This is a genomic window from Methylobacterium sp. A52T (assembly GCF_053346095.1).
In genome coordinates this window covers 1-11,912 of sequence record NZ_JBKFBI010000163.1, presented here as the reverse complement: position 1 = coordinate 11,912, position 11,912 = coordinate 1, and the positions used below count along the sequence as shown (strand labels likewise).

The 11,912-nt window shown below is 73.4% G+C and carries 10 protein-coding genes; 5 read left to right on the top strand and 5 right to left on the bottom strand.

Translation table 11 applies throughout. The features are described 5' to 3' along the window. The 4 genes from ACLBYE_RS26735 to ACLBYE_RS26720 all read left to right on the top strand — a co-directional run. The coding region (locus ACLBYE_RS26735) for a DUF3483 domain-containing protein (protein WP_447696483.1) at positions 1-1,494 on the top strand (1,494 nt) is incomplete at its 5' end. Then, a complete protein-coding gene (locus tag ACLBYE_RS26730; protein ID WP_447696482.1) occupies positions 1,491-2,714 on the top strand; it encodes an electron transfer flavoprotein subunit alpha/FixB family protein in 1,224 nt (407 codons plus the stop codon). The genes ACLBYE_RS26735 and ACLBYE_RS26730, both read left to right, overlap by 4 nt. Then, on the top strand, positions 2,711-3,493 hold the full coding sequence (locus tag ACLBYE_RS26725; protein ID WP_447696481.1) for an electron transfer flavoprotein subunit beta: 783 nt from the start codon (positions 2,711-2,713) through the stop codon (positions 3,491-3,493). Before ACLBYE_RS26730 ends, ACLBYE_RS26725 begins: the two co-directional genes overlap by 4 nt. An 8-nt stretch (positions 3,494-3,501) precedes the next feature. After that, entirely contained in the window at positions 3,502-4,014 is a 513-nt protein-coding gene (locus tag ACLBYE_RS26720) for a prolyl-tRNA synthetase associated domain-containing protein (RefSeq protein WP_447696480.1), read from the top strand. Between the two features lie 35 nt (positions 4,015-4,049). Here the strand turns inward: ACLBYE_RS26720 and ACLBYE_RS26715 are convergent, their stop codons facing one another. The 5 genes from ACLBYE_RS26715 to ACLBYE_RS26695 are packed head-to-tail and all read right to left on the bottom strand — an operon-like array spanning position 4,050 to position 10,550. Next, positions 4,050-5,402 carry an L-serine ammonia-lyase gene (locus ACLBYE_RS26715; protein ID WP_447696479.1) on the bottom strand — a complete coding sequence of 451 codons (1,353 nt, stop codon included), beginning with the start codon at positions 5,400-5,402 and terminating at the stop codon, positions 4,050-4,052. Then, positions 5,399-5,986, bottom strand: coding sequence for a sarcosine oxidase subunit gamma (locus tag ACLBYE_RS26710; RefSeq protein WP_447696478.1), 588 nt, complete (start codon positions 5,984-5,986; stop codon positions 5,399-5,401). The genes ACLBYE_RS26715 and ACLBYE_RS26710 overlap by 4 nt, the downstream gene beginning before the upstream one ends. Further along, positions 5,979-8,966 carry a sarcosine oxidase subunit alpha family protein gene (locus tag ACLBYE_RS26705; RefSeq protein ID WP_447696477.1) on the bottom strand — a complete coding sequence of 996 codons (2,988 nt, stop codon included), beginning with the start codon at positions 8,964-8,966 and terminating at the stop codon, positions 5,979-5,981. The genes ACLBYE_RS26710 and ACLBYE_RS26705 overlap by 8 nt, the downstream gene beginning before the upstream one ends. After that, entirely contained in the window at positions 8,966-9,262 is a 297-nt protein-coding gene (locus ACLBYE_RS26700) for a sarcosine oxidase subunit delta (RefSeq protein ID WP_447696476.1), read from the bottom strand. Before ACLBYE_RS26700 ends, ACLBYE_RS26705 begins: the two co-directional genes overlap by 1 nt. 34 nt (positions 9,263-9,296) lie before the next feature. Continuing rightward, on the bottom strand, positions 9,297-10,550 hold the full coding sequence (locus ACLBYE_RS26695) for a sarcosine oxidase subunit beta family protein (RefSeq protein ID WP_447696475.1): 1,254 nt from the start codon (positions 10,548-10,550) through the stop codon (positions 9,297-9,299). A gap of 206 nt (positions 10,551-10,756) precedes the next feature. Here ACLBYE_RS26695 and ACLBYE_RS26690 point away from each other — a divergent pair, with 206 nt between their 5' ends. Continuing rightward, on the top strand, positions 10,757-11,791 hold the full coding sequence (locus ACLBYE_RS26690; RefSeq protein WP_447696474.1) for a GlxA family transcriptional regulator: 1,035 nt from the start codon (positions 10,757-10,759) through the stop codon (positions 11,789-11,791). Positions 11,792-11,912: the final 121 nt, after the last annotated feature.

Below are 11,912 nucleotides of genomic sequence, written 5' to 3'. Positions count from 1 at the left end.
GTCTGCACCGGGACCTACGTGCTGGCGAAGGCCGGTCTCCTCGACGGGTACCGCGCGACGATCCACTGGGAGAATCTCGCGGGCCTCGCCTCCGAGCACGACGCCCTGGAGATCGGCTCGGACCTGTTCGAGATCGACCGCAACCGCTTCACCTGCGCGGGCGGCACGGCGGCGGGCGCCCTCCACCTCGTCGCCCATCCGCGGCCCGGCCGCTTCGCGGGGCGGCCGGACACCGCGCTCCAGCCCCTCGACCTCGAAGCCCCGCGCCTCGGCGCCGCGATGCCGGCCGACTTCACCTGGAACAGGCTCCTCTCCTACGACGCCTGCGTCAGCTGCGGGCGCTGCGAGACCGCCTGCCCGGCCTTCGCGGCCGGCCAGCCGCTCAACCCGAAGCGGCTCATCCAGGATCTCGTCGCGGGCCTGTCGGCGGCGGAGCCCGCCTACGCCGGCGCGCCCTACCCGGGCGGCCGCGAGGCCACGGGCGCGCGCGGTCCCCTCGCCCGGCTGATCGGGCCGGATGCCCGGATTCATCCCGACACGCTCTGGTCCTGCACGACCTGCCGCGCCTGCGTCGAGGAATGCCCGATGATGATCGAGCACGTCGACGCGGTGGTGGCGCTCCGCCGCCACGAGACCCTGGAGCGCGGCGCCCTCCCCGAGAAGGCGGTCGCCCCGGTGACGGAGCTGCGCCAGGCCGGAGATCCCGGCGGCCGGCCGCTCCGGGCCCGCACCGACTTCGCCGCCGGCCTCGACCTGCCGCAGATCGCCGACCGGGAGAGCACCGACGTGCTGCTCTGGCTCGGCGAGGGCGCCTACGATCTCCGCTACGGCCGCACGCTCCGGGCCCTCGTGCGGCTCCTGCGGGAGGCGGGCGTGGACTTCGCCGTCCTCGGCCCGGAGGAGCGCGACACCGGCGACCTCGCCCGGCGGCTCGGGGACGAAGCGACCTTCCAGGATCTCGCCCGCACGAACGCCGCGACGCTGGCCCACCACCGCTTCCGGCGCATCGTCACCGCGGATCCGCACGCCCTGCATGCCCTGCGCAACGAGTACCAGGCCTTCGGCGCCCGCTACCCGGTGGTGCACCACACCGCGTTGCTCCTGGAACTGGTCCGGGACGGACGCCTGAACCCTGGGCGCCTGCCGGACCGGGCCGTGACCTATCACGACCCCTGCTACCTCGCCCGCTATAACGGGGAGACGGAGGCGCCCCGCGCCCTGCTCGACGCGATCGGGCTGACCCGGATCGAGATGGCCCGCTCCGGGCGCCGCGCCATGTGCTGCGGCGGCGGTGGCGGCGCCCCGGTGAGCGACATTCCCGGCGAGCGGCGCATCCCCGACCTGCGGATGGCCCAGGCGGCCGAGACCGGCGCCGACACTGTCGCGGTCGCCTGCCCGTCCTGCACGGCGATGCTGGAGGGCGTGACCGACCGCAGGGCCGAGATCCGCGACGTCGCGGAACTGCTCCTCGAGGCTGTCGAGGCGGGGCGATGAGCCGCCCCCGACACAACCCGCGCGCCGACCGGGCCGCCCAGCGCGTCGCGCCCCGCGACGCCGGAGACCGGCCGCGTTTCGACCGGACCGTGCGCCGGGCAAACGCCCGCCCGCGCCGCGACCCGCGCGCCGAGCGCGAGGGCCGGCGCGTCGCCAGTTTCGCCCACCCGCGCTTCGACGTGACCCAGCAGGACCGCTCCGCGGTGCCGGTGGCGGTCCAGGCGGCCCGCCCGGCCCATGCAGCGCCCACCGTCGTGACGGTGGCGAATCCCGCCTTCCTCGTGGTCGCGGTGCCCGACTGTGCCGGCGGCCGGCTCTCGACCCACGACCGGCAGCTCCTCGGCGCCGCGCGGGTTCTCGCGGGCCGCGACGGCGCGGTCGTGCTGCTCGCCGATGGCGACTGCGCCGGATGCGGCGCCGCGGGCGCGGACCGTCTCGTCGCGCTCGACGCCGGTGATAGCGTCTACGATCCCGCCGGCCGGGCCGCCCGGATCGCCGCGGCCCTGACGGCGCTCGATCCGCGGCACGTCCTGTTCCCCGAATCCCTCGACGGCGGCGACGTCGCCCGCCGGGTCGCGGTCCGGCTCGGCGCGCCGCTGTTTACCCAGGCCGAGGGCGTCTCCGCCTCCGGGTTGGTCCGCCCGGCGCGGGGCCGCAGCGTCGAGCAGCGGGCCGCGCCGGGGCTGCTCGCCACCGTCGCCCCCGACGCGGTGGCCGAGTATGCCGGGGCGCCCCGGGAGGCGCGGCCGCTGGCGGTCGCGACGGCGGTGCCCGCGCCCGCCGGGACGGCGATCCTCTCGGTGCGGCACGTCCCGGCCAACCCAGCCACGGTGCCGCTCGCGCTCGCCGCGTTCGTCACCGCCGCGGGCAACGGGGTGACCGACCTCGACACGTTCCGACAGCTCGTCGCGGCGCTCCGCGCGACCCCGGGCGCGAGCCGGGTCCTGTGCGATTCCGGGCAGATGCCGCGCCGGACCCAGGTCGGCGCCTCCGGCACCGTCCTGGCGGCGACCTGCTACCTCGCCCTCGGCATCTCGGGCGCGCCCCAGCACCTGCAGGGTGTCGCGGGCTGTGAGCACGTCGTGGCGGTCAACACCGACCTGCACGCGGCGATGATCGAGCGGGCGGGCCTCGCCATCGTGCAGGACGCGCAGGCGGTCATGCCCGCCCTGCTGCGGCTCCTGGCCGAGGAAGCCGCGCGCCCGGAGGGCAGCCCGTGACCAGCGTCGTGCTTCTCTCCGCGGGACGGCATCCGGTCTCGGGCGCGACGGCCCTGCCGCGGCTGGAGGCCCAGGCGATCCGCCTCGCGGCGGGCTTCGGCGAGGCCGTCGGCCTCCACGCCGGGCCGGACGCGGCCGCCGTCGCGGACGCCCTGGGCCACGGTCTGTCCCGGATCGTGCACGTCCCCGTGCCGACGGGGGCGGATCCTGTGCCGGCCCTCTCGGCGCGCCTCGCGGCGATGGCGCCCGGGCTGATCCTCGCCGGCCGTCGCGGCCAGGGGGGCGACGAGACCGGGATGCTCCCCTACGCGGTCGCGGAGAACCTCGACTGCCTCCTGATCCCCGACATCGTCGCCCTCGCGGCCGGCGACGCGGGCGCATGGTCCCTCGACCAGACCCTCGGCCGCGGTGCCCGCCGCCGCGTGGGCCTCCGTGGGCCGGTCCTGGCCACGATCCATCCCGACGCGCCCGCGCCGCTCCCCTTCGCCTACGGGCAGGCGCGGCGCGGCGTGATCGAGACCGTCGCGGGCGCCCCGGCCGCGGCGGCCGCCCCCGTCCCGGTCTTCGAGGAGCGCCCCTATCGCCGCCGGCCGAAAGTCGTGAAAGGTGCGCCGTCCGGCGGCTCGGCGGCGGAGCGGCTGAGGGCGGCGACCGGCGAGGCCGCGTCCGGCGGCGGGCGCCTCCTCGTCCGTCCCGAGCCCGACGCGGCGGCCCGGGAGATTCTGGCTCACCTGCGCCGGATCGGCGTCCTCGCGCCGCCGGCCCGCGAACCCCGATGAGGAACCCGATGCCTATGACCTCCGACGATCTGCTGGCCCGGCTGCGCGCGCTCGGGGTCGCCTACAAGCTCTACGAGCACGCGCCGGTCCTGACCGTCGAGGCGATGATGGCGGCCTGCGGCGACATCGTCGGCGCGCACACCAAGAACCTGTTCCTCCGCGACGGCAAGAAGACGTACTTCCTGGTCACGCTCCGTCACGACGCCCAGGTGGATCTGAAGGCGTTCCGGGCCGTCCTCGGCGCGCGGGGCGGCCTGTCCTTCGCCAGTGCCGAGGCGCTCGGCGAGCAGCTCGGTGTCGCGAGCGGCGCGGTCTCGCCGCTCGCCGCCCTCAACGCCGCGCCGGGCAGCGTGCGGATCTTCGTCCAGGACAGCCTGCTCACGGAGGCGCGGATCAACGTCCATCCCCTGGTGAGCACCCGCACCCTCAACCTCGCGCCGGACGACCTGCTGGCCGCGCTCCGCGCGGAAGGTCACGCGCCGGAGCCGTTCGCGCTGCCGGGGGCGGCACAGGCGGCCTGACACGGTCCCCTGCGAGGCCGCGCGGGACGTCGGGCTCAGCAGGCGGCGACGTTGACCGCGAGGCCGCCGAGGGAGGTTTCCTTGTACTTGGCCTGCATGTCGTGGCCGGTCTGGCGCATCGTCTCGATGACCTGATCGAGGCTCACGAAATGCACCCCGTCGCCGTGGAGGGCGAGGGAAGCGGCCGCCACCGCCTTGTTGGCGCCGAAGGCGTTGCGCTCGATGCAGGGGATCTGGACGAGCCCGCCGATCGGGTCGCAGGTCATGCCCAGATGGTGCTCCATGGCGATCTCGGCGGCGTTGGCGACCTGCCGCGCGTCGCCCCCGAGGACGGAGGCGAGCCCGGCCGCCGCCATCGCGGCCGCGGAGCCGACCTCGCCCTGGCAGCCGACCTCGGCGCCCGAGATCGAGGCCCGGCGCTTGATCAGGCCGCCGATCGCCGCGGCGGCGAGGAGGTAGTCGCGGCCGCGCGCCTCGCTCCAGCCGGGGTAGAAGTCGACGATGTAGCGCAGCACCGCCGGCACGATCCCGGCCGCGCCGTTGGTCGGCGCCGTGACGATCCGGCCGCCGGACGCGTTCTCCTCGTTCACCGCCAGGGCGAACAGGCTGATCCAGTCCATGATCTCGTGGGCCGGCCGGCTGTTCGTGAGGCGGTTCGCCTCGAGGGTCTCGTGCAGGCGCTTCGCGCGCCGCCGGACCCTGAGGCCGCCGGGCAACTCGCCGTCCATGCGCAGGCCGCGACTGATGCAGGCCAGCATGGCGTCGCGGACGGCGTCGAGCCCGGCCTCGATCGCCGCCTCGCCGCGCAGGGCGCGCTCGTTGGCCATCTGGACCTGCGGGATGGTGAGGCCGGTCTCGGCGCAGATCCGCAGCAGGTCGGCACCGCTCTCGAACGGGTGGGGCACCGCGACGGCGGCGAGGCCGCCGGTCTCCCCCGCCCCCTCCTCCTCGACGAAGCCGCCGCCGACCGAGTAGCAGACCACCTCGTCCAGCACCGCGCCGCCGGCATCGAGGGCGCGGAAGCGCATGCCGTTGGTGTGGCGGGGCAGAACCTCGGTGAAGTTGAAGATCAGGTCCTTCGTCGTGTCGAAGGCGACGCCCGGCAGGCCGATGGCGCCTGTGTCGGCCAGGTCCCGCGTATAGCCCGTCACGGCGTCCGGATCGACGGTCGCGGGCTCGTGGCCGAGCAGGCCGAGAAAGATCGCCACGTCGGTGCCGTGGCCGCGCCCGGTCCAGGCGAGGGAGCCGAAGATCTCCGCGGACACCCGCGCGACGTCGGCCCGGCCGGCGACGCGGTCGCGGAAGCGGCGCGCGGCCACCATGGGCCCGATCGTGTGGGAACTCGACGGGCCGATCCCGATCTTGAACAGATCGAAGGCGCTGATCATCGCGCGGCGGCTCTCTCCAGCGGGCCGGCCCCGAAGGCGGCTTCCTGCAGCAAGCCATACACGTAGGTCGCGAAGGACCGCCAGCACTCAACCCGGTATGTCGGCACCGGGCCGGGGCGACGGATCAGCACGATCTCGGCCTTGCCGAGGAGCGTGCGGGTGGCGCTGCCCGCCGGGAAGGCGGCGTCGCCGAGGTCGAGGGGGCAGCCGGCGTTGAGGGCGATCGCGGCCGCGTCCCCGCGGACGTCGAGCCCGACGTTGCGGTGCGACACGTCCACGAGGGCGTGCGCCCGGCCGGCGAGGTCGGCGGTCGCGGCGGCGGCAAGGACGTCGGCATCAGTCTCGGGCGCGCCGATCAGCCACTCGTCGGGGCCGAGGCGGGCGATCCACCGGGTCTCGTCGCCCGACAGGGTGTTGATCGGGCGGTCGAGTGGGAGACCGGCCGCCGACGTGCGGGGACCGCGCAGGCGCAGGGAGAAGCGCGCCTCGGCTTCGGCCGGCCGGATCAGGAGGCCGCTGCCGGCCGGCGCCTCGGTGCGGCCGAGCGGGAGCGCCCGGGCGGTGCGGTAGCGGGCCTCAAGCATGGATGCGCTCCCCCTTGGGATCGAAGAACACCGGCTCGGCCACGGTCGCGGTGGTGAAGCCGTCCGCGGTCGTGACGTGGAGGGTCCGGCCGAGCAGGTCGCGCCCACCCGCCACGAGGGCCAGCGCGATGGAGCGGTCGCAATTCGCGCTCCAGTAGCTCGACGTCACGTGGCCGAGCATCCGCATCGGGATCGGCTGGTTCGGGTCGGCGACGACCTGGGCGCCCTCGTCGAGGACGCATCGCGGGTCGTCGGTGACGAGCCCGATCAGCTGCTTGCGGCCGGAGGCGACCACGTCGGGCCGGGCGAGCGAGCGCTTGCCGACGAAGTCCGTCTTCGCCTTGGCGATCATGCCGGCCAGCCCGACATCGTCCGGGGTGACCGTCCCGTCCGTCTCCTGGCCGACGATGATGTAGCCCTTCTCGGCCCGGAGCACGTGCATCGTCTCGGTCCCGTAGGGGGTGATCCCGTGGAGCCGCCCCGCCTCCATCAGCGCTTCCCAGACCGCCAACGCGTGGTCGGACGGGACGTTGATCTCGAAGCCGAGCTCGCCGGTGAACGAGACCCGGAACAGGCGGGTCGGCACGCCGCAGATCGTGCCGGAGCGCATGGCCATGTGCGGGAAGGCCTGCGGCGACAGGTCGATGCCCTCGACCAGCGGCGCGATCACCGCCCGCGCCTTCGGGCCCTGGAGGGCGATCACCGCCCACTGCTCCGTGGTCGAGGTCAGGAACACCTGGAGGTCCGGCCACTCGGTCTGGAGGTAATCTTCCATGTGGGCCAGCACCCGGGCGGCCCCGCCCGTGGTGGTCGTGACGTGGAAGCACTCCGGCGACACGCGCGCCACGACGCCGTCGTCGAGGATGTAGCCGTCCTCCTTGAGCATCAGGCCGTAGCGGCATCGGCCCGGCTCGAGCTTCGCCCAGGGGTTGATGTAGAGGCGGTTCATGAACTCGGCCGCATCCGGGCCGACGATCTCGATCTTGCCGAGGGTCGAGGCGTCGAAGATTCCGACACCCTCGCGAACGGCCTTGCACTCGCGGGCGACGGCCGCGTGCAGGTCCTCGCCCGGTCGCGGGAAGTACCAGGCGCGCCGCCACAGGGCGACGTTCTCGAACAGGGCGCCGTGAACCTCCGCCCAGCCGTGGATCGGCGTGGTGCGGATCGGGTCGAACAGGGCGTGGCGCGCCGGGCCGACGAGGGTTCCGAAGGTGACCGGGGTGTAGGGCGGCCGGAAGGTCGTGGTCCCGACGCCGGGCAGCGCCTTGTCGAGCTGCCCGGCGACGATGCCGAGGGCGTTCATATTGGAGGTCTTGCCCTGGTCGGTCGCCATGCCGGTCGTGGTGTACCGCTTGACGTGCTCGATCGCGTGGAAGCCTTCGCGCACCGCGAGCGTGATGTCCTTCGCGGTGACGTCGTTCTGGAAGTCGACGAAGGCGCGGACCTTCGTGGGGTTCGCGTCGGTCGGCATGATCCGCACCTGCTGGAACCCTGTCGGCGTCGGCGTCGCCGTGTAGGAGACCGCCTCCGCGCTGCCGGCCGCCGCCGCGCCCGCCGCGCTGCCCTCCGTCAGGCAGGCCGCGAGGTCGTAGGTGCCCCTGGCCGCCCCGGCCGAGCGCTCGGCCTGGGCCGAGGTCGCTGGCAGGAAGGCGTCGCGGCCGGAATCGTAGGCGAGCTTGCCGCGGGACTGCGAGAACAGGTGGACCGCCGGCGTCCAGCCGCCCGACATGCCCACGCAATCGCAGGCGAGAAGGCGACGGGCGCCGACCCGCCCGTCGCTCCCGATCGGCGCCACGAGGAGACCCGTGACGCGCGAGCGTCCCTTGGACCCGACCACCGTGTGGCCGGTCAGCACGGTGATCCCGGCCGCCCGCAGGCGCGCCGGCTCGGTCCCGCAATCGACCTCGAGACGCAGGTCGACCACGGTCACGTCGGCCCCGGCCCGCTTGGCGTCGAGGGCCGCCACGTAGGCCGAGGCGCCGGCGGTCGCGAAGACGACGCGCCGTCCCGGCAGGACGCCGTAGCGGTTGATGAAGACCCGCACGCTCTCGGCGAGCAGGATGCCCGGACGGTCGTTGTCGGCGAAGACCAGCGGCCGCTCGTGCGACCCGCCGGCGAGCACGACCTCGCCGGCGCGCACCTGCCAGAGCCGCTCGCGCGGCGCCTTCGCGGACCCGGCGGGCAGGTGGTCGGTGACCCGCTCGGCCAGCGCGACATGGTTGTGGTTGTAGTAGCCGAAGGCCGTCGTGCGCGGCAGCAGGACGACGTTCTCCCGCCCGTCGAGGTCGGCGAGGGCGGCCTTCAGCCACTCCGCGGCCGGGCGGCCGTCGATCTCGGAGGTCACGTCGTGCAGGAGGCTGCCGCCGGGCTCCGCGCCCTCGTCGGCGAGGATGACCCGCTTGCCGGTCCTCGCCGCCGCCAGCGCCGCTGCGAGGCCGGCCGGTCCGGCGCCGACGATCAGGACGTCGCAGTGGGCGTGGCGGTTGGCGTAGCGGTCTGGGTCGGCCTCGGTCGGCGCCTTGCCGAGACCGGCCGCGGCGCGGATGAACGGCTCGTAGACCCGGTCCCAGAATTTCCGGGGCCACATGAAGGTCTTGTAGTAGAACCCCGCGACGAAGACCGGCGAGAGCAGGTCGTTCACCGCACCGACATCGTAGCGCAGGGACGGCCAGTGGTTCTGCGAGTGGGTCCTGAGGCCCTCCCGCAGCTCCACCACCGAGGCGCGGTTGTTCGGGTCGACCCGGCCGGGGCCGCGATCCACCGACAGCAGGGCGCTCGGCTCGTCGGGGCCGTGGCTCAGGATGCCGCGGGGCCGGTGGTACTTGAACGAGCGCCCGACGAGGTGGATGCCGCCGGCGAGCAGGGCCGAGGCGACGGTGTCGCCCTGATAGCCCTTGACCGTGCGTCCGTTGAAGCTGAAGCGGATCGGGCGGGCGCGGTCGATGCGGCCGCCCCGGGCCAGTCTGAACGGCTGTGCCATCACGCCCTCGCCTCGGTCTCGGTGGAAAGGGAGGGCGCGGCGCCCGCGGGATAGGTCTCGAGGAAGCGGTCGCTGACGGTGTCGCGCAGGGCGTTGAACCAGCGCCCGCAGCCGTGGGCGTGGTTCCAGCGCTCGGCGTGGACGCCCCGCGGATTCGCCCGCACGAACAGGTGCTCGGCCCAGGCCGCGTCGTCGAGGGCGGCGGGGTCGGCCGGCCGGGCGACGTGCGCCTGGCCGCCGCAGCGGAACTCGGTCTCGGGTCGGTTCCCGCAATACGGACAGGCGATCAGCAGCATCGGGCGTCTCCTCGCTGGGACGGGTGGTCGCCGGTCAGTGCGCGACGGCCGCGGCGGCGGCCTCGTCGATGAGCCGCCCGGAGCGGAAGCGGTCGAGGGTGAAGGGCGCGTTGATCGCGTGGGGCGCGCCGGTCGCCAGGGTGTGGGCGAAGACGTGGCCCGAGCCCGGCGTCGCCTTGAAGCCGCCGGTCCCCCACCCGCAATTGACGAACAGGTTCCGCACCGGGGTCTTGCCGATGATCGGCGAGCGGTCGGGCGTGACGTCGACGATGCCGCCCCAGGAGCGCAGCATCCGCATCCGGGTGAATTGCGGGAAGAGTTCGCAGATCGCGTCGAGGGTGTGGGTGGTGATGTGGAGCCCGCCCTGCTGGCTGTAGGACGTGTACTGGTCCGTCCCGGCCCCAATGACGAGCTCGCCCTTGTCCGACTGCGAGATGTACGCGTGGACCGCGTTCGACATCACCACGCAGGGGAAGACCGGCTTGACCGGCTCCGAGACCAGGGCCTGGAGCGGGTAGCTCTCCAGGGGCATCCGCACGTCGGCCATCGCCATGACGGTCGAGGTGTGGCCGGCCGCGACGACGCCGACCCGGCCGGCGCCGATGAAGCCGCGGGTCGTCTCGACCCCGATCGCCGCCCCCGAGGCGTCCCGGCGGATGCCCTTCACCTCGCAGTTTTGGATGATGTCGACGCCGCGGGCGTCGGCGCCGCGGGCGTAGCCCCAGGCGACCGCGTCATGCCGGGCCGTGCCGGCCCGGCGCTGCAGGGCGCCGCCGAGCACGGGGTAGCGGAGGTGCCCGCCGATCTCGAGGGGCGGGCAGAAATCCTTGCACGCCTCCTTCGACAGCCACTCGTTGTCGATGCCGTTGAGGCGGTTGGCGTAGACGTGCCGCTTGAAGCTCTGAACGTCGTGGATGTTGTGCGCGAGCATCAGCACGCCGCGCTGGGAGAACATCACGTTGTAGTTCAGTTCCTGCGCTAGGCCCTCCCAGAGCTTGAGGGCGTGCTCGTAGAGGGCCGCGCTCTCGTCGTAGAGGTAGTTGGAGCGGATGATCGTGGTGTTGCGGCCCGTGTTGCCGCCGCCGATCCAGCCTTTCTCCAGCACGGCCACGTTGGTGATGCCGTGAACGGTCGCGAGATAGTAGGCCGTCGCCAGGCCGTGGCCACCGCCGCCGACGATGACGACGTCGTAGGCCGCCTTCGGCTGCGGATCGCGCCACTGACGGCCCCAGCCCTGATGGCCCCGGAGCGATTCCGAGAGCAGCGATGTGAGGGAGAAGCGGCGCATCGGTGGGCCCCCTTGGATGATCGATCATCGGCGCGCCGACCGGCACCGGCTTTCTCGACGGCGACCGCGAGTTTGAGATTTGCGACGCCCGGTCCCGCCGCTCTGCGAGAGCCGGATTCCGCGGGTGTTTCACGCCACAGCCGGTTGTGATCGGCGCGGACTTACCTTTGAATGGTTCTCGGCTAATCTGTCCCCGGGGGACGTCGATGGACCAGATCAGCACCGCGTGTCGGGCGTCGGAGACGACATCGGTCGGCTTCATGCTCGTCGCCCAGTTCTCGATGATCGCCTTCTCGTCGGCGATCGAGCCCCTGCGCCTCGCCAACCGGGCCGCGGGCCGGGAACTCTACCGCTACTCGCTCTGGTCGGAACGCGGGGACGGCTGCACGGCCTCGAACGGCGTCGAGGTCAAGGTGTCCGGCGCGTTCGGTGAGGCCCAGAGCCTCGACATGCTCATCGTCTGCGGCGGCATCGACATCCACCGGCACGACCACCGGGCGCTGAACGCGAGCCTGCGCCGCAGCAGCACCCGCGGCGCGGCGATCGGTGCCGTCTGCACCGGGACCTACGTGCTGGCGAAGGCCGGTCTCCTCGACGGGTACCGCGCGACGATCCACTGGGAGAATCTCGCGAGCCTCGCCTCCGAGCACGACGCCCTGGAGATCGGCTCGGACCTGTTCGAGATCGACCGCAACCGCTTCACCTGCGCGGGCGGCACGGCGGCGGCCGACATGATGCTCTCGCTCATCGTGCGCGAGCACGGGCCGGACTTGGCCTCGAACGTCGCCGAGCAGCTCATCCACCACCGCATCCGCGAGGCCGGCGAGCGCCAGCGGATGGACCTGCGGATGCGCCTCGGCGTGGCGCATCCCAAGCTCCTGCACGTGGTCGGGCTGATGGAGGAGACCTTCGCCGAGCCCCTCGGCAGCCAGGACCTCGCGGATTCCGTGCGCCTGTCGAAGCGCCAGCTGGAGCGGCTGTTCCTGAAGTATCTCGGCCGCTCGCCGGCGAAGCACTACCTGCGCATCCGCCTGGAGCACGCCCGGCACCTGATCCGCCAGACGGCGATGCCGCTGCTCAGCATCGCCATCGAGTGCGGCTTCGCCTCGGCGTCGCACTTCTCGAAGGCCTATGTCGACCATTTCGGGCGCCCGCCGAGCGCGGAGCGCAAGCTCACGGGCGGCGCGATCGGGCGCGGTGTGGGCGAGGCGCAGCCCGTGCTCGCGAAGGCGGGGGCCTAGGGCGTCTCTGCAAAGGGGTTCACAGGCTGGGAGGTCAGGCCCATGTGGGCTTGATGCGACGCTTTGAACTGACTGACGCGCAGTGGGAGCAGATCGCCCCGCTGCTGCCTCCGCAGAAGCC